17 protein-coding genes are annotated in these 18378 nt (G+C 59.5%); 8 read left to right on the forward strand and 9 right to left on the reverse strand.

Annotated elements, in window-relative coordinates; genetic code table 11:
- Positions 1-14: 14 nt before the first annotated feature.
- The 6 genes from ACQZ5K_RS15365 to ACQZ5K_RS15390 all read right to left on the reverse strand — a co-directional run bounded on the left by ACQZ5K_RS15365 (position 15) and on the right by ACQZ5K_RS15390 (position 5948).
- Positions 15-1073 carry an ABC transporter ATP-binding protein gene (locus ACQZ5K_RS15365; protein ID WP_448740753.1) on the reverse strand — a complete coding sequence of 353 codons (1059 nt, stop codon included), beginning with the start codon at positions 1071-1073 and terminating at the stop codon, positions 15-17.
- 101 nt (positions 1074-1174) lie between these two features.
- On the reverse strand, positions 1175-1996 hold the full coding sequence (locus ACQZ5K_RS15370) for a carbohydrate ABC transporter permease (protein WP_170985890.1): 822 nt from the start codon (positions 1994-1996) through the stop codon (positions 1175-1177).
- Positions 1997-2010: 14 nt separating this feature from the next.
- Positions 2011-2949 (reverse strand): carbohydrate ABC transporter permease, encoded by a 939-nt coding sequence (locus ACQZ5K_RS15375; protein ID WP_269829911.1) that lies wholly within the window; start codon positions 2947-2949, stop codon positions 2011-2013.
- Positions 2949-4280 carry an ABC transporter substrate-binding protein gene (locus ACQZ5K_RS15380; RefSeq protein WP_448740754.1) on the reverse strand — a complete coding sequence of 444 codons (1332 nt, stop codon included), beginning with the start codon at positions 4278-4280 and terminating at the stop codon, positions 2949-2951. The genes ACQZ5K_RS15375 and ACQZ5K_RS15380 overlap by 1 nt, the downstream gene beginning before the upstream one ends.
- 105 nt (positions 4281-4385) lie before the next feature.
- Positions 4386-5042 (reverse strand): GntR family transcriptional regulator, encoded by a 657-nt coding sequence (locus ACQZ5K_RS15385; protein ID WP_448740755.1) that lies wholly within the window; start codon positions 5040-5042, stop codon positions 4386-4388.
- A 21-nt stretch (positions 5043-5063) separates the two neighbouring features.
- Complete coding sequence (locus ACQZ5K_RS15390) at positions 5064-5948, reverse strand: dihydrodipicolinate synthase family protein (protein ID WP_448740756.1); 885 nt, start codon at positions 5946-5948, stop codon at positions 5064-5066.
- Positions 5949-6254: 306 nt separating this feature from the next.
- Here ACQZ5K_RS15390 and ACQZ5K_RS15395 point away from each other — a divergent pair, with 306 nt between their 5' ends.
- The 7 genes from ACQZ5K_RS15395 to rutF all read left to right on the forward strand — a co-directional run bounded on the left by ACQZ5K_RS15395 (position 6255) and on the right by rutF (position 11532).
- Positions 6255-6866, forward strand: a complete 612-nt coding sequence (locus ACQZ5K_RS15395; RefSeq protein WP_448740757.1) for a biliverdin-producing heme oxygenase — start codon at positions 6255-6257, stop codon at positions 6864-6866.
- A gap of 462 nt (positions 6867-7328) precedes the next feature.
- Positions 7329-8420 (forward strand): pyrimidine utilization protein A, encoded by a 1092-nt coding sequence (rutA, locus tag ACQZ5K_RS15400; protein ID WP_080850924.1) that lies wholly within the window; start codon positions 7329-7331, stop codon positions 8418-8420.
- Entirely contained in the window at positions 8417-9157 is a 741-nt protein-coding gene (gene rutB, locus ACQZ5K_RS15405) for a pyrimidine utilization protein B (protein ID WP_003492071.1), read from the forward strand. The genes rutA and rutB overlap by 4 nt, the downstream gene beginning before the upstream one ends.
- Positions 9158-9182: 25 nt before the next feature.
- Positions 9183-9569: a pyrimidine utilization protein C gene (gene rutC / locus ACQZ5K_RS15410; protein WP_003492069.1), complete on the forward strand. Its 387-nt coding sequence runs from the start codon at positions 9183-9185 to the stop codon at positions 9567-9569.
- A 13-nt stretch (positions 9570-9582) separates the two neighbouring features.
- A complete protein-coding gene (gene rutD, locus ACQZ5K_RS15415; RefSeq protein WP_448740758.1) occupies positions 9583-10374 on the forward strand; it encodes a pyrimidine utilization protein D in 792 nt (263 codons plus the stop codon).
- A 16-nt stretch (positions 10375-10390) separates the two neighbouring features.
- Positions 10391-10981, forward strand: a complete 591-nt coding sequence (locus ACQZ5K_RS15420) for a malonic semialdehyde reductase (RefSeq protein ID WP_020810327.1) — start codon at positions 10391-10393, stop codon at positions 10979-10981.
- A 26-nt stretch (positions 10982-11007) separates the two neighbouring features.
- A complete protein-coding gene (gene rutF, locus ACQZ5K_RS15425) occupies positions 11008-11532 on the forward strand; it encodes an NADH-dependent FMN reductase RutF (protein ID WP_448740759.1) in 525 nt (174 codons plus the stop codon).
- Positions 11533-11601: 69 nt separating this feature from the next.
- Here rutF and ACQZ5K_RS15430 read toward each other — a convergent pair whose 3' ends face one another.
- From ACQZ5K_RS15430 to ACQZ5K_RS15440, 3 genes are all read right to left on the reverse strand, one after another.
- Positions 11602-13047 carry an NAD(P)(+) transhydrogenase (Re/Si-specific) subunit beta gene (locus tag ACQZ5K_RS15430; protein WP_003522629.1) on the reverse strand — a complete coding sequence of 482 codons (1446 nt, stop codon included), beginning with the start codon at positions 13045-13047 and terminating at the stop codon, positions 11602-11604.
- 19 nt (positions 13048-13066) lie between these two features.
- Positions 13067-14641 (reverse strand): Re/Si-specific NAD(P)(+) transhydrogenase subunit alpha, encoded by a 1575-nt coding sequence (locus ACQZ5K_RS15435; protein WP_448740760.1) that lies wholly within the window; start codon positions 14639-14641, stop codon positions 13067-13069.
- Between the two features lie 197 nt (positions 14642-14838).
- Entirely contained in the window at positions 14839-16722 is a 1884-nt protein-coding gene (locus ACQZ5K_RS15440) for an MFS transporter (protein WP_003522627.1), read from the reverse strand.
- 508 nt (positions 16723-17230) lie between these two features.
- Between ACQZ5K_RS15440 and ACQZ5K_RS15445 the strand changes: the two genes are divergently transcribed.
- Positions 17231-18265 (forward strand): aspartate-semialdehyde dehydrogenase, encoded by a 1035-nt coding sequence (locus ACQZ5K_RS15445; protein WP_448740761.1) that lies wholly within the window; start codon positions 17231-17233, stop codon positions 18263-18265.
- Positions 18266-18378 lie beyond the last annotated feature (113 nt).

Raw genomic sequence — 18378 nt, forward strand, 5'->3', positions numbered from 1 at the left:
CGCTCCTGCCGTGTTCAGATACGCTTGCCGCTGTCCTTGTCGAACAGATGCACGGTTGCCGGATCGATGGCAATGTGGATCGTATCGCCGAAGCGGACATTGAGGCGCTCGCGGAACAGGCAGGCGATGTCATCGCCCTTGCAGTTGAGCTTGGCGTAGATTTCCGAGCCGGTGCCTTCGACCAGTTCGACCCGGCCTTCGATGCCGGTCTCAGCGGCGCGGATATGTTCCGGCCGCACGCCATAAACGAGATCGCGGCCGCCAAGTGTGCCGAGATCGGCATTGGCGGGCAGCGGCAGGCTGAGGCCCTTTGCGGTGCGGAAAACGCCTTCCTCGACACGGCCGCGAATGAAATTCATGGCGGGCGAGCCGATGAAACCGGCAACGAAGAGGTTGGCGGGATTGTCGTAAAGCTCCAGCGGCGCGCCGATCTGCTCGATGACGCCATCATGCAGCACCACGATCTTGTCGGCCATGGTCATGGCTTCCACCTGGTCGTGGGTAACGTAGATGGTGGTGGTGCCGATGCGCTGGTGCATGGCCTTGATCTCGCCGCGCATCTGCACGCGCAGCTTGGCATCGAGGTTGGAGAGCGGTTCATCGAACAGGAAGACCTGCGGGTCGCGCACCAGCGCGCGGCCCATGGCGACACGCTGGCGCTGGCCGCCGGAGAGCTGGCGCGGATAACGGTCCAGCAGCTTTTCCAGCCCCAGAATGGCGGCGGCCCTGTCGACCTTGGCCTTGGTTTCCTCGGCGCTCACCTTCTTCAGCTTCAGCGCGAAACCCATATTGTCCTTCACCGTCATGTGCGGATAAAGCGCGTAGTTCTGGAAGACCATGGCGATATCGCGGTCGCGGGCGGGCAGGTTGCTGACCTCGCGCGCGCCGATGTGGATTTCGCCGTCGCTGAGTTCCTCCAGCCCGGCGATCATGCGCAGCAGGGTGGATTTGCCGCAGCCGGAGGGGCCAACAAGCACGACGAATTCGCCATCCTTGATGTCGATATCGATGCCGTGGATGATGTTGACCGCGCCGAAGCGCTTCTGGACGTTTTGGATATTGACCGGTGCCATGTGCAGGTTCCCGTTACGAGCAATTCCAGCAAAAGTGCGTCGCGGTTTTGCGTTCGGAATTGCGTTAAAAGAGTAAGGGCATGGAATGCCCTTCGTTAGGTTCAGCCGCCCTTGACGGCGCCGGCGGTCAGGCCCGCCACGATCTGTTTCTGTGCGAACATGGTGAGCAGCAACACCGGCAGTGTGACGATGAGTGCGGCTGCGGCAAGCGGACCCCAGCTCACCTGTTCGAAAGAGAGCATGTTGTAGACCGCGACCGGCAGGGTGCGCGTTTCACGGCTGGCCAGCACGATGCCGAAGACGAAGTTGTTCCACGAGAAGATGACCGCGAGGATGAAGGAGACGACGATGCCGGGCTTGGCAATCGGCAGCGCCACCAGCCTGAACACCTGCCAGGAGGATGCGCCGTCGATGCTTGCCGCCTCTTCCAGTTCCTTCGGTGTGGTCTCGAAATAACCGATCATGATCCAGACGACGATCGGAACCGTCACGACAAGATGGATGATGATCTGCGGCCAGAGCGTGCCCAAGAGGTTCAGCCATTGGAACAGCAGGAACAGCGGAATGAGGAATGAGAGGCCGGGCGTCATGCGGGCGATCATGATGACGACCGCCGACTTTTCCGCCTTGAGCCGCGCGATGCCGTAACCGGCGGGTACGCCGATGACGAGCGCCAGAATGGTGGCCGCACCGGTGACGAGGACCGAATTCCAGAAATAGAGAAAGAAATTATTCTCCTCGAACACCTTCACATAATTCGACCAGGCGAAACGCTCGGGAATGAGGATCGGCGGATAGGCGCCGTTGTCGATTTCATATTTCAGCGACAGCGAGATCATCCAGATGAAGAACAGGATGACCGGCGAAATCATCACCAGTGCCACGAAGAAAAGGCCGATGCGGTCGAGATTTTTGCGTTTCAGGATTTTTCCAGACATCAGCGATCCTCCATCTCGTTCCACTGCGAGCGCTGGCGCACCATCAAAAGCACGAAGGACAGCGCCACGATGATGATGAAGAAGACGACGGCCATGGCCGAGCCGTAACCGATGTCGTAGTAGGCGAACGCCGTGTTGTAGAGATAGATGTTGATGGTTTCCGACGCCGTGCCAGGCCCCCCTTGAGTCATCGCATAGATGATGTCGAAGCTTTTGACGGCGTCGATGGAGCGGATGATGACGGCGATCATCAGGAAGGGCGCAATCATCGGCATGGTGAGATAACGAAACTTCTGCCAGGCGTTGGCACCGTCGATTTCGGCGCTCTCATAGGGTTCGCGGGGTACTGCGGCCAGCCCGCCGAGCACGATCAGCATGACCAGCGGCGTCCATTGCCAGGTTTCCACCAGCACCAGCGAAGGAATGACTGTTGACTGGTTGTAGATCCACTCCAGCGGGCCGATGTGGATGAAGGACAAGAGATAGTTCAGAACGCCGAGCTGCGGGTGGAACATCATGGTCCAGACCAGCGCGATGGCGACCGGGGTCGCCATCATCGGCATCACGAAGACGCCGCGCAGAAAACCGCGCAGCGGAAACTGCGCATCGAAAACCAGCGCCGCCAATGTTCCGAGGAATAGTGGGGCGACGACCGACAGCACGGTATAGATGAGCGTGTGCCAGAGCGATTCCCAGAACCGGGCGTCGCTGGCGAGCCGGATGTAGTTCTCGAAACCGATAAAGCTCTGCTCCTGTCCGAGCGTCCAGCGATGTGCGCTCATCCAGAGGGTAAAGACCCATGGAAAAACGATTACCGCCGAAATGACGACAAGTGCCGGTATGACAAAGGGCCAGTAGTTGGGAGCAAGCCTTGCCGGCCTGCTCCCTTCTTTACGACTGACGCCTGTTTTGGTGTTTTCGATGCTCACGGAGGCCATTATCCCTCGCTACGCGCCAGAACGGGTGCGAACTGTTCCGTCGCCTTCTTGAGTTCGGCGGCAGGATCCGCGCCGCCGATCATGTTGGTGAGGCCGACGCCGTAGATGTCGCGGAATTCCGTCACCGGAATGATGACGGGCAGTGCAAGCTGCGAGACCTTGCCGGAACCGACGACCGCATCCAGCCAGGCGGTCGGCATCTTCACGCCTTCGCGCACCTTCTGGTCTTCGAGGATGGACTGGCGGAAGGGAACGCCGGCGCCGGCCTGCAAGAGACGCGCGCCCATTTCATGGGAAATCGCCCATTGGCAGAAGAGATAGGCGGCTTCCTTCTTGCTGCTGGCTTCGACGACACCGAGACCATCGCCGAAGGTGCCGGCGGCCTGGGTTGCCGGGCCCTTCGGCATGACGCCGTAACCGACCTTGCCGACCACGCGGGATTTTTCCGGGTTCTCGATTGGCGGCGCAAAACCGACGCCATCGAACCACATGCCGATCTTGCCCTGCAGGAAGGCCGACTGCGCTTCCGCCCAGTTGAAGCCGGAGACGCCGGGAGGGGCGGCTTTGGTCATCAGGCGCTGATAGAGTTTTGCCGCTTCCACCGCTTCCTTGGATTCGGTGTTGACCTTTCCGTCCGCGCCGATGGGCTTTGCGCCGTAACCCAGCATCAGCGAGGTCCAGACCGGGGTATTGGCGTTCTTCAGGCCACGCGCCACGAAACCGTAGGTGTTGGTTGCGGGATCGGTAATCTTTTCCGCCGCCGTCACCAGTTCCTCGAAGGTCTCAGGGTATTTCAGGCCCTTGGCTTCGAAGAGTTCCTTGTTCCAGTAGACGATCCAGTAATCCACCGAGAAGGGCAGCGAGCGCAGCACGCCGTCACTATCCTTGGCAAACAACATGCCGGCTTCGGCAAAATCCTTCTCCGCAAGCGAAGGATCGGTCAGCGACGGGTCCTTCAGGAAGCCGCTGATATCGGCAAGCCATTTGCCCTTTTCGAACTGGCGCTTCTGCACGTGGTAGCTCAGATGCACCACATCGAAGCTCGGCTTGCCGGAGGAAAGCTCGATCACCACCTTCTGGCGCTGCTGCTGTTCCGGGGTTGCCTCGGCATTGACCTTGATGCCGGTCAGCTCTTCGAATTCGCCGAGATATTTGATCAGCGTTTCGCTGCGCGGGCTTTTGACGAGATTGACCTCAAGCGTGGTGCCGGCGTGTTTTTTCCAGTTCACCGCTGCCGATGCCGGGCGAATGCCGAGCATCGCGCCGCCGCCAAGCGCCGCCGTGCCTGCCAGAAAGGCGCGACGCGTGGGGTTGAGCAATGAATGCGTCATGTCAGTTCTCCTCCAGATTAGCCGGAAATTCTCCTCACCCCGGCTTGTTGCTTATTTTCATGCAATCCCGGCGCAGAACCCTCTTCAGTCCCTGCCGGAATTGCCCTAAACCGCCAGCGCCCTGTCCCTTGCGTTGCGGATATGGGCGGTCAGCCGCTCCACGGCGTCTTCGACGGATCGCCTCTCGATGGCTTCGAGAATGGCGAGGTGTTCCTTCATCACCGACTTCACATGGCCGGCAATGCGGAAGCGCTCCTGATTGATGAGGCGCATCTTGATGGAATTGACCCGGTAGGCGTTCGAGATGATCGAATTGCCGAGCGCATCGATGAAGGCATCGTGCATGCCCCAGTCCACCTGCTGCGCATGCTCGTCCAGTTCCGGCGATTCCCCGCCATTTTCAGCCGCTCCGGCAATATCGCGATGCTGTTTTAAAAGCTTTGCGATGGCCTCGTCGGAGGCCGAGCGGGTAAAGAGCGCGACAGCCTCCTTCTCGAGAAAGATGCGGAACTGGAACGCCTCGCGGATGAGGTTGAGATCGATATGGGCGACCTGCAACCCCCGTTGCGGCACGGTCTTGATCAGGCCCTCTGCCTCCAGTCGTGGAATTGCCTCCCGGATCGCGCCGAGCGGCAGACCCGTCAATTCCACGAGGCGGCGTTGCGAGATGAACTGCCCCGGGCGAACGTCGCGCGAGAGAAGGTGATGCGTAAAGCTCTCATACGCCCGTTCCCGCAATGTCTGTTCGCCGGTATCTTCCATGCTCAACCTTTCAAGGTCTGTTCAGGCGGCCTGTTTGCGAAACAGCGCATCGAATGCGCCTTCGATCTGCCGCCGGTCCTCCGGTGAAATGGCGACGAGCGGTGCGCGCACGTCCGACCAGATATTTTCCCCTGTCGTGTGTGATACCAGCACCTTGACCGCTGGCGTAACCGGAAATTTCAGAAGTTCCACAACAAGATCGACGATACGCTCGTCGTCCTTGCCGTCGACGGCCATGGCGCGGACTTCCTGTGTCAGGAAATTGGCGACGCCGGAGATGGCGCCCTGGCCGCCGAGGCGAACACCCTTCGCCAGATCGCGCTCATCGCCGATCAGGATGGCGAGATCGCCATGTTCTTTCAGCAGGCGCTCGGTATGGCTCCAGTTTCCGGAGGAATCCTTGACGCCGGTGACGACGCCGGGGAATGCCTTTTTCAGCCGTCCAACCAGCTCGACCGACAATGTCACCATGGTCACGGAAGGAATGTTGTAGACGAGAATGTCGCGAGCGCCCTTGCCGATCTTTTCGAACACCGCCGAGAACCAGGCAAACAGGCCGTCATCGCCGACATTCTTGAAATAGGAGGGCGGAGCGAGGAGAATATTGCGGGCGCCGGCCTTCAGGGCCTCTGCCGACTGGTCGGCCGCGTCCTCGATGGAATCCACCAGAACGCCGGTGACCAGACGGGAAGGCGCAACGCCCGCCTCGATGAAGCGGGAAAGAATGACCTGCCGTTCACGGCTGCCGACGGAGCATCCTTCGCCCGTGGTGCCGAAGAGTGTCACGCTGTCGCAGCCATTTGCGAGGCAGCGTCGGGCATGGGCGATCATGGCGTCGATATCGACCGTTCCGTCCTTTTTGAAAGGGGTGGTCAGGGCTGCCGAAAGGCCAAATTTCTGGGTCAAGTAAGATGCTCCTCGAAGGTGATTGCACATTGATAGCGCTCTGACATGTTAGTTGTAAAGAGGTAATTGCAGTTTGATTGTTCGGAAGATGGGAATCAAGGAATTCGCTTCGTCGTGCCTTGAGCGGCAACGCTGCGAGGCGTTGGGATGGAAGGCTTGTACAGGGGCAGGGGGGCTGCTTTACCGTGGCGACAGCGGGCTTATGCTCTTTGCAGGGCGAACGGATAAATGCGAAAATAAAATTTGACTGTCGGAGTAAAGATTTTTATCAGCAATCTGAATATCAGGGATAAAGGGACCATCATCATGACCATTGCGGAGCCGTCAGCGCCTGTAGCAGACATTGAGCAGAGCCGCGTCAAGCGCCTGAAAGCTGCGACGCGCGGCGCGCATGGCGATCTCGATGCCTTCATCATGGCATCGAAGCCGTTCGAGAGCCGGGAGAACTTCGGCAAATTCGTGGAAACGCAATATCTTTTCCATCGTGACCTCGATGTCTTCTTTTCCAATGCGACGCTCGATGGCCTGCTTCCCGATCTCAAGGGCCGCCGCCGTCTCTCCATGATCGAGCAGGACCTTGCCGATCTCGGCCTTGCCATTCCCGAAACGGCGGAGCCGCGCTTCACCGGTGAAACGCCGTTCGATCTGCCGGAGGCCATGGGTTGGCTTTATGTGGTCGAAGGCTCCAATCTGGGCGCTGCTTTCCTGCTGAAGGATGCGGCCAAGCTTGGTCTGAATGAAGAATTCGGCGCGCGCCATCTGGCCGGTGCTCCGGAAGGACGCGGCCTGCACTGGCGTACCTTTACCGCCGCGCTCGATGAAATTTCGCTGACGGTCGAAGAGGAAGAGCGGGTCATCGCCGGTGCGGAAGCGGCTTTCCGGGCCGTGCATGCCTATGCGCGGCAGCGCCTCGTCTGAGGTTTCGGCATAGCTTTGCGGCAGCTCCTCTCAGAGCGCTTGGAATGCTGCGTGTGCATGGATGTTTGGCCGGGTTTTAGCACCCTCGCGGGGGCACCCCGGACTAGATCCGGGGTCCAGCGCGATCAAGTCCTTGATCGCAAAAGACTCATTCCTCACGGCGCAGACGCGCCGTGGCTGGATGCCGGATCTAGTCCGGCATGACGGAGAAGAGCTTCCGGATTTTGTACGACGCTCCGCGCCCCTTGTAAGAGCCGCCCATTCCCCGCAGATTGCGTTCGATATTTGCCGAATAAACAGGCAAATAATTTTATCGAATGATAAAATTTTTATCTTTTGGTAAAAATAATTCGCCTCCAAAATTTTATCCATTTGATAAAATTATTTTATTTGGTCTGGCACAGAACCTGCTACTCTTTTGTCAAGTCAGGAGACACCTGACGCTAAAAAGGGAACAGCAAAATGGAAGTTGGTGTTTTTATCCCGATCGGGAACAATGGTTGGCTGCTGTCAGAAAACGCGCCGCAATACAAACCGAGCTTCGACCTGAACAAGGCCATCACGTTGAAGGCAGAGCAATATGGTTTCGATTTCGCTCTTTCGATGATCAAGCTGCGCGGCTTTGGCGGCAAAACCGAATTCTGGGACTATAATCTGGAATCCTTCACGCTGATGGCGGGCCTTGCCGCCGTCACCTCCAAGATCAAGCTGTTCGGCACGGCCGCTACGCTGGTCATGCCGCCGGCCATCGTTGCCCGCATGGCGACGACCATCGATTCCATTTCCGGCGGCCGTTTCGGCATCAATCTTATTACCGGCTGGCAGCGGCCGGAATATAGCCAGATGGGGCTTTGGCCGGGCGACGATTATTTCGGCGACCGCTACGAATATCTCGGCGAATATACGACAGTCCTCAAGGAATTGCTGACGGAGGGCCAGTCGGACTACAAGGGCAAGTTCTTCCAGATGGAGGATTGCCGCATGAAGCCGGTGCCGCAGGGCGACGTCAAACTCATCTGCGCCGGCTCTTCCAATTCCGGCATGGCGTTTTCGGCCAAGTTCGCCGATTACAGCTTCTGCTTCGGCGTCGGCGTCAATACGCCGAAGGCCTTCGCGCCCACCAATGAGCGGCTGCTGGCGGCAACGGAAAAGACCGGCCGCGAGGTTAAATCCGTCGTGCTGACGATGGTGCTTGCCGAGGAAAAATCCGAAGATGCCTGGGCGAAATGGGAGCACTACAAGGCCGGTGCGGATGAGGATGCGATCAAGTGGCTCGGCCTGCAAAGCGCTGTCGACACCAAATCCGGCTCCGACACCAATGTCCGGCACATGTCCAATCCCGTCTCGGCGGTCAATATCAATATGGGAACGCTGATCGGCTCCTATGAGGAAGTGGCGGCGATGCTGGACGAGATGAGCGAAGTGCCGGGAACGGGCGGCGTGATGCTGACCTTCGACGACTTCCTCGAAGGCGTCGAAAAATTCGGCAAATATGTGCAGCCGCTGATGAAGAGCCGCGCGCATGTTCAGGCTGCACTGGAGGCTGCGGAATGAGTGAAGCCGTCGTGGCGGGTTACAAGGGCCCGGAAAGCCGTTCGGAAAGCGTGACGCTTCCCGCCCGGCCGGAGCCGATCACCCTGAAACCCAGCGAGACCGCCGTTGTGGTGGTCGACATGCAGAACGCCTACTCGACCGAGGGCGGTTATGTCGATCTGGCCGGTTTCGATATTTCCGGGGCCAAGGGCACCATCGCCAACATCAAGAAGACGCTGGATGCCGCGCGGGCGGCGGGTGTTCAGGTCATTTATTTCCAGAATGGCTGGGACAAGGATTATGTCGAGGCGGGCGGCCCGGGCTCGCCCAACTGGCACAAGTCCAATGCGCTGAAGACGATGCGCAAGAGGCCGGAGTTGCAGGGCCAGCTCTTGGCCAAGGGCACGTGGGATTATGCCATTGTCGACGAGCTGCAGCCGCAGCCCGGCGATATTCTGGTGCCGAAGACGCGTTACAGCGGTTTCTTCAATACCAATATGGACAGCGTGTTGCGCGCCCGCGGCATCCGCAATCTGGTCTTTGTCGGCATCGCCACCAATGTCTGCGTGGAAAGCTCGCTGCGCGACGCCTTCCATCTCGAATATTTCGGGGTGATGCTGGAGGATGCCACGCATCATCTGGGGCCGGACTATATCCAGCAGGCGACGGTCTACAATGTCGAGAAATTTTTCGGCTGGGTCGCCACCGTCAATGATTTCTGCGGCGTCATCTCGCAGGCCGCACCCGTCAGCGCTTGATATCCAACCACAAGAGGAGAACGAAATGCCGAAGAAGATTGTCGTGCCTGCCGGCACCAGCAAACCCATCGCTCCCTTTTCGCCGGGAACCCTTGCCGATGGCGTGGTTTACGTTTCCGGTACGCTGCCCTTCGACAAGGACAATAATGTCGTGCATGTGGGCGATGCCAGCGCGCAGACCCGCCATGTTCTGGAAACCATCAAGTCCGTCATCGAAACCGCCGGCGGCACGATGGAGGACGTGACGATGAACCATATCTTCATCACCGACTGGGCCAACTACCAGGCCGTCAACACGGTCTATGCCGAATATTTCCCCGGCGACAAGCCGGCGCGTTATTGCATCCAGTGCGGCCTCGTAAAGCCTGACGCGCTGGTGGAAATCGCCACCGTCGCCCATATCGGCAAATAGGGCGAAACGGCAGATGATGCATTTCGAGGTTCATGGCCGGACTGATCCTGAGGCGCCCACAATCCTGCTGTCATCGGGGCTGGGCGGATCGGGCTCCTATTGGGCGCCGCAGATCGAAGCCCTTTCCGATCATTTCCGGATCGTCACCTACGACCATCGCGGAACCGGCAGGACCGGCGGCGAGGTGCCGCTGGATGGCGGCATATCGGCGATGGCGGATGATGTGCTGGAAATCGTCGCGGCGCTGAACCTCGAGAAATTCCACTTCATGGGCCATGCGCTTGGCGGTCTGATCGGCCTCGATATCGCGCTGCGCCAACCCGGTCTCATCGACAGGCTCGTTCTGATCAATGCCTGGAGCAAGGCCGATCCGCATTCCGGGCGCTGCTTCGATGTGCGGATCGAGCTTCTGGAAAAATCCGGCGTCGAGGCTTTCGTGAAAGCCCAGCCGCTGTTTCTTTATCCGGCCGCGTGGATGTCGGAACATCAGGAGCGGCTGGCGCGGGACGATGCCCATGGCGTCGCGCATTTTCAGGGCAAGGCAAATGTGCTTCGGCGCATCGCGGCGCTGAGGGCCTTTGACGTCGATAGTCGCCTTGGCGAGATCGGCAATCCGGCGCTAGTGGTGGGCACGAAAGACGATCTTCTGGTGCCCTACACCCGCTCCATGCGTCTCGCTGAGGGTTTGCCGCAGGGCGAACTCTGCCTTCTCGATTTCGGGGCGCATGCGGTCAATATTACCGAAGCTGACCTTTTCAACGCTCGGCTTTTGCAGTTTCTGCTACCGGCAACACGAACATTCTGACGGGATTTTTAGGACAATGACGACAGCACTCGACGACAAGGCACTTGCAGCACTTTTCACCGCGGCCCGCACCCATAATGGCTGGGCTGACAAGCCGGTCGGCGACGAGACGCTGAGAGAGCTTTACGATCTGACGAAGATGGGTCCGACCTCGGCCAATTGCTCGCCGGGGCGTTTCGTGTTCGTGCGCAGCCAGGAAGCGAAAGAAAAACTGCGGCCGGCGCTTTCGTCGGGCAATCTTGAAAAGACCATGGCAGCACCCGTCACCGTGATCGCCGCCATCGACCGCGAATTTTACGAAAAACTGCCGATGCTGTTTCCGCATGCCGATGCCCGTTCGTGGTTCACCTCCAGCCCGGCCGTGGCCGAGGAAACGGCCTTCCGCAATGCCACGCTGCAGGCGGGTTATCTCATCCTTGCAGCCCGCTCCTTGGGCCTGGATACCGGGGCGATGTCCGGTTTCGACAAAGGCAAGGTGGATACGGCGTTTTTCGCAGGCACGACATGGAAGTCCAATTTCCTGATCAATCTCGGCTATGGCGATCCGTCGAAGCTTTTCGGACGGTTGCCCCGCCTTGGCTTCGAAGACGCCTGTGTGCTGGCTTGATGGCCTGTTAAGGAAGGATGGGTTAGATGCAGATGATGTCTCTTGAAAAGGAAGCGGAAATGGAGACGAAGACTGCACAGCAGCGCAGCCTCGATTATAGAAACGCCATGGCGCGGCTCGGTGCGGCGGTCAATATCGTCACCACGGACGGTGCGGCAGGCCGTGCAGGCTTCGCAGCGACGGCGGTTTGCAGCGTTTCCGACAATCCGCCTACGCTTCTTATCTGCCTCAACCGCAATTCTTCCGCTTACAGGGTGGTGAAGGCCAATGGCGTCGTCTGCGTCAACACGCTCGCTGCCCATCACGAGGTGCTGAGCACGCTTTTCGGCGGCAAGACGCCGGCGGAAGAGCGTTTCGCCGCCGGGAGCTGGAGTGTGCTCGAAACCGGCGCACCGGTTCTGGAGGACGCGCTTGTCTCTTTCGACTGCCGCATCCGCGAGGCGCATGACGGCGGCACGCATGATATTCTGATTTGCGATGTCGTCGATATGAAGATCAATGCGGGCGATGAGGCGCTGATGTATTTCAACCGGCGTTACCGGGTGCTTTGATCCAGCGGGAGTTTTCCCTGTCGGAATGTAGAAAGGGCGTTTCCGGCCTCCCGGAAACGCCCTTTTCATTTACTTGATCAGCGGTAGAAGATCGTTGATCGACTTCTTGGCGTCGCCGTAGAACATGCGGGTATTGTCCTTGTAGAACAGCGGGTTCTCGATACCGGAGTAACCCGTGCCCTGGCCGCGCTTGGAGACGATGACCAGTTTGGACTTCCACACTTCCAGAACCGGCATGCCGGCAATCGGCGAGTTCGGATCGTCCTGGGCGGCTGGATTGACGATGTCGTTGGAGCCGATGACGATGACGACGTCGGTATTGGGGAAGTCGTCGTTGATCTCGTCCATTTCCAACACGATGTCGTAGGGCACCTTGGCCTCGGCCAAGAGCACGTTCATGTGGCCGGGAAGGCGGCCTGCGACCGGGTGGATGGCGAAGCGCACGGTCTTGCCGTCGGCGCGCAGCTTGCGGGTCAGTTCGGAGACCGCCGCCTGCGCCTGCGCCACCGCCATGCCGTAGCCGGGAACGATGATGACGCTGTCGGCGTCATTCAGCGCGGCCGCCACGCCTTCGGCGTCGATCGCCACCTGCTCGCCCTCGATTTCCATCGCTGGGCCCGTCGTGCCGCCGAAGCCGCCGAGGATGACCGAGATGAAGGAGCGGTTCATCGCCTTGCACATGATGTAGGAGAGGATCGCACCCGAGGAGCCGACCAGCGCACCGGTGACGATCAGCAGATCGTTGCCGAGCGTAAAGCCGATTGCCGCCGCCGCCCAGCCCGAATAGCTGTTCAGCATCGAAACGACGACAGGCATGTCGGCGCCGCCGATGCCCATGATCAGGTGATAACCGATGAAGAAGGCGGCAAGCGTCATCAGCACCAGCGTCCACGCGCCTGCGCCGTTGCAATACATGATGAGCAGCACGAGCGACAGGATCGCAGCGCCGGCATTGAGCAAATGTCCGCCCGGCAGCTTCTTCGCCTTGCCGTCCACCTTGCCGGCAAGCTTGCCGAAGGCGACGACCGAGCCCGTGAAGGTGACCGCGCCGATGAAGACGCCAAGGAAGACCTCGACCTTCATGATCGCCAGTTCCACCGGCGTCTTGTGGGCGAGAATGGCGGAAAAGCCCGTCAGCAGCGAACGCGCGGTCTCATCGAGCGAGGCGACATGCGCTTCCTCGATATGGGCGTTGAAGCCGATGAAGACGGCGGCGAGGCCGACGAAGGAGTGAAGGGCTGCAACGAGCTGCGGCATTTCGGTCATCTGCACGCGGCTTGCGACGAAGTAGCCGAGAACGGAGCCGCCTGCCAGCATCAGCAGCACCACGAGCCACTGTCCGACGCCCTTGCTGATCTCAGGGCCGAAGACGGTGGCGACGATGGCGAGACCCATGCCGACAATGCCGTACCAGACGGCGCGTTTGGCGCTTTCCTGTCCGGAAAGGCCGCCAAGAGAAAGGATGAAAAGAACGGCTGCGGCAACATAGGCCGCGGAAACGATACCAATGGTCATTGAATGTCCCCTACACGGCTCAGGACTTCTGGAACATGGCGAGCATGCGCCGTGTCACGAGGAAACCGCCGACGATGTTGATCGTCGCGATCAGGACGGAAAGCGAGGCGAGGATCACCACCAGCCAGTTGCCGGAACCGATCTGCAGCAATGCGCCGATGATGACGATGCCGGAAATCGCGTTCGTCACCGCCATCAGTGGCGTGTGCAGCGAGTGGCTGACATTCCAGATGACCTGGAAACCGACGAAGCAGGCCAGCACGAAAACGATGAAGTGGCTCATGAAGCTTGCCGGCGCGAAAGCGCCCACCAGAAGCAGGATCGCCGTACCGACGGCGAGCAGGCCAACCTGGCTTTTCGTCTGCGCCTTGAAGTCCGCGTGTTCCTTGGCGTGCTTTTCCTCAGGCGTGAGTTCTTTTGCTCTTTCCTTCGGCTTTTGCGCGGCAATCGCCTGAATTTTCGGCGGCGGCGGGGGATAAGTAATTTCACCCTGATAGGTGACCGTCGCACCGCGGATGACGTCGTCTTCCATGTTGTGAACCGGCTTGCCGTCCTTGGCGGGCGTCAGATCGGTCATCATGTGGCGGATGTTGGTGGAATAGAGCGTCGAGGCCTGTGTCGCCATGCGGCTCGGGAAATCCGTATAGCCGATGACGATGACGCCATTCTCTGAGACGACGCGCTGGTCGGGAACCGTGAGGTCGCAATTGCCGCCGCGCTCGGCGGCGAGGTCGATGATGACCGAACCCGGCTTCATCATTGCCACCATGTCGGCGAGCCACAGTTTCGGGGCGTCGCGGCCCGGAATGAGCGCCGTGGTAATGACGATATCGATCTGCGGAGCGAGTTCGCGGAATTTTTCGAGCTGCTTCTCGCGGAATTCCGGCGAGGAGGGAGCGGCGTAACCGCCGGTGGCGGCGCCGTCCTGCTGCTGATCGGCGAAATCGAGATAGACGAATTCCGCGCCCATGGATTCGATCTGTTCGGCCACTTCCGGGCGAACGTCGAAGGCATAGGTAATGGCGCCGAGCGATGTGGCCGTGCCGATGGCGGCAAGACCGGCAACACCTGCGCCGATGACCAGAACTTTGGCGGGCGGCACCTTGCCGGCGGCGGTGACCTGACCGGTGAAGAAGCGGCCGAAATTATTGCCGGCCTCGATGACCGCACGATAACCGGCGATATTGGCCATGGAGGACAGGGCGTCCATTTTCTGGGCGCGGGAAATGCGCGGCACCATGTCCATGGCGATGACATTTGCGCCCTTTTCCTTCGCCTGCTCCAGAAGGTCCTTGTTCTGGGCGGGATAGAAGAACGAGATCAGCGTCTTGTCCGAAGACAGGCGATCAATCTCCGACGTTTCCGGCGGGCGAACCTTGGCGATGATGTCGGAACCGACGTAAAGCGCATCGGCGCTGTCGACGATCGTTACACCGGCTGCGCGATAGGCGTCGTCGGAAAATCCCGCCGCCTTGCCTGCACCGGTTTCAAGAATGCAATCATATCCGAGTTTCTGCAATGCCTGGGCGCTGTCGGGCGTCATGCCGACGCGCGCCTCGCCCTCATATAATTCCTTAGGTGTCCCGATTCTCAAAATGGCTCTCCCTCTGCCTGATAATATAGGGGGGTCATAACCTATTCAGGGGGGCTTTGTCTCCATATTGATTTTGTCTTGCCTGCGACGGAATGACAGCCCGCTGCGACAGTCTTGTTCGATATGCGGACGTACCGCGCAATAAAAGAACCCGGCGCTTCAGCGCCGGGTTCCGAAAATGTCAAACAGGGTATGGCTCAATCCATGGCGTGGATATCGCGATCCTTGGTTTCCGGGAGGAACAGCAGGCCGACGACCAGTGTGATGCCTGCGAAGATGATCGGGTACCAGAGGCCGTAATAGATGTCGCCCTTCGCCGCGCTCATCGCAAAGGCGGTGGCGGGCAGAAGGCCGCCGAACCAGCCGTTGCCGATGTGGTATGGCAGCGACATGCCGGAGTAGCGGATGCGGGTCGGGAACAGTTCGACCAGCAGGGCCGCGATCGGGCCGTAGACCATCGTCACGTAGATGACGAGGACGGTCAGAACCGCGATGATGACGACCCAGTTCACGGCGGCCGGATCGGCCACCATGGAGAAGGTGCCGCCACCGGCTACGGTGTAGACGGCCATTTCCGCGGCACCAGCGGCTTCTGCCGGTGTCAGCAGCTTGTCCGCCACCAGCTTGTCGGTCGCGACCATTTTCTTGTCGGCAGCGCGAACGGCCTCCGCATTGAGGTTAAGCTCAGGGTTTGCGGCAATGAAGGCATCCAGTTTCGCGTCCGGCACCTGTGCCGCGCCGCGCACCAGCGGGTAGCCGCCATCGTGAAGCGCCATGTTGACCTGTTTCTGGAAGGCCTTGTCCTTGGCTGCCGCATCCGCGCCGGCGGCCGCCGCATCGTAGCTGGCGATGGTCGCATCGCCGATCTTGATGCTGGCCGGCTGGCCGGCTGCTCCTGCAACCACGTCATAGGGAACGGAGTTGCGCGTCAGGAACGAGGTGGCGATATCGCAGGATGTGGTGAATTTCGCCGTGCCCGTCGGGTTGAACTGGAACTTGCAGTCGCCGGGGGCTGCGGTCACGGTGGCGCGAACGGTGGACTGGGCTTGCGCAAGCGCCGGGTTGCCGGCCCATGTCAGTGCCTTGAACAGCGGGAAGTAGGTCAGCATGGCAAGGATGAGACCGGCCATGATGATCGGCTTGCGGCCGATCTTGTCGGAAAGCCAGCCGAAGATGACGAAGAAGCTGGTGCCGAGGATGAGTGCTGCCGCTACCATGATGTTGGCGGACTGGCCGTCGACCTTCAGGATGCTCTGCAGGAAGAACAGCGCGTAGAACTGGCCCGTATACCAGACAACGGCCTGGCCGATGACGGCGCCGACAAGCGCGATGAGCGCGATCTTGGCGTTTTTCCACTGGCCGAAGGCTTCACTGAGCGGCGCCTTGGAGGTTTTTCCTTCTTCCTTCATCTTCTTGAAGGCGGGGGATTCATTCATTTTCAGACGAATCCAGACCGATACGCCGAGCAGCAGAACGGAAACGAGGAAGGGGATGCGCCAGCCCCAGGCGGCGAAGGCTTCCTTGCCGAGTGCGAACTGCACGCCGAGAATGACCACCAGCGACAGGAACAGGCCGAGCGTCGCCGTCGTCTGGATCCACGAGGTGTAATAACCCCTGCGGCCGTTCGGTGCATGTTCGGCGACATACGTTGCCGCACCGCCATATTCACCGCCGAGCGCCAGACCCTGCAGCATGCGCAGCGCGATCAGGATGATCGGAGCGGCAATGCCGATCTGCGATGCGCCGGGCAGGACGCCGACGAGGAAGGTCGAAACGCCCATGATGAGGATGGTGATGAGGAAGGTATATTTGCGGCCGACAATGTCGCCCAGACGGCCGAATACCAGCGCGCCGAAGGGGCGCACGAGGAAGCCGGCGGCGAAGGCCAGCAGCGCAAAGATGTTGCGTGTCGTTTCCGGATATTGGCTGAAGAAGTTCGCGCCGATATAGATCGCGAGCGAGCCGTACAGATAAAAATCGTACCATTCGAAGACTGTTCCGAGAGAAGAGGCGAAAATCACCTTCTTCTCTTCACCCGTCATTGGACGGGCGGCGCCGCTCACGGCTGCAATATCTGCCATTGTCTGTCCTCCACAGATGTCCCAATTGGCGCATTGCGGAGCCCATCTCTCTCCTCCGGACTCCCCATAAGGGTGCAATGCGCGGAGTGTCAGAGTGACAGAAAATTAACTGCAATAAGAGCGATGCTTTCGGATTATGACTTTAGTCTAATGCAAGGCGTCCCGAAAATGTCGCGAAGCCGATTTGACGTCTTGCGCAAGGCGTCTCCAAACGCGCCTTTTTTCTTGACACAAACAAGAAACCTTCTAATAGCTTCTCGCGAAGAAGGAGCATCACCTTGCGCATGCATGTTGCAGACATGTTCGTCATGGAAGGACCGGCACAATCCGCCGGCGATGATCCGCGCCTTTCTCATTCTACCCGAATTACGGCCAAAACGACGATTAAAACCGTCTAACGTCTCTGGCCACCGCTCTCTCCCCGGTTTGGCTGGGGATCGAGGAAGCCGCGATCTGATGCGGGTTCCCACCTCACCAAAAAGAGGAGAGACAGAAAGAGAGCTTGATCATGGGTTTCAAAGTTGCAATTGCAGGCGCCACCGGCAACGTCGGTCGCGAAATGCTCAATATCCTGGCCGAACGCGGTTTCCCCGCCGATGAAGTCGTGCCGCTCGCTTCCGCCCGCTCGCAGGGCACGGAAGTCTCCTATGGCGACCGCACGCTGAAGGTCTCGAACCTCGAGAACTACGATTTTTCCGACACGGATATTTGCCTGATGTCGGCTGGCGGCGATGTTTCCAAGAAGTGGTCGCCGAAGATCGGCCAGCAGGGCTGCGTCGTCATCGACAACTCTTCCGCATGGCGCTACGATCAGGACGTTCCGCTGATCGTTCCGGAAGTCAATGCCGATGCGGTTGCGGGCTTCACCAAGAAGAACATCATCGCCAACCCGAATTGCTCCACGGCACAGCTCGTCGTCGCGCTGAAGCCGCTGCATGACTTCGCCAAGATCAAGCGCGTCGTCGTCTCCACCTACCAGTCGGTTTCCGGCGCCGGCAAGGACGGCATGGACGAGCTGTTCCAGCAGACCCGCGCCGTCTTCGTGGCCGATCCGGTCGAAGCCAAGAAGTTCACCAAGCGCATCGCCTTCAACGTCATTCCGCATATCGACGTCTTCATGGAAGACGGCTACACCAAGGAAGAGTGGAAGGTTCTGGCCGAAACCAAGAAGATGCTCGACCCGAAGATCAAGGTAACCTGCACGGCCGTGCGCGTTCCCGTCTTCATCGGCCATTCGGAATCGGTCAATATCGAGTTCGAAAACGAGATCACCGCCGATCAGGCGCGCGATATCCTGCGCGAAGCGCCGGGTTGCCTCGTCATCGACAAGCGTGAAAACGGCGGCTACATCACCCCGGTTGAATCCGCCGGTGAGGACGCGACCTATATCTCGCGCATCCGCGAAGATGCGACGGTCGAAAACGGCCTCAACCTGTGGGTTGTTTCCGACAATCTGCGCAAGGGTGCGGCTCTCAACGCCGTACAGATCGCCGAACTCTTGATCAATCGTGGTTTCATCAAGCCCCGCAAGGCGGCAGCCTGATACCATTTTTTAAGGTTCGTTAAGTATAACCCGTCTGTTCTGTGTGGGGCAGGCGGGTTTCATAATTGGCGACGATCACGGCCAGTTTATTTGCAGGCCTTGCTGCCGAAAGG

Source organism: Agrobacterium sp. 22-226-1 (assembly GCF_053522345.1).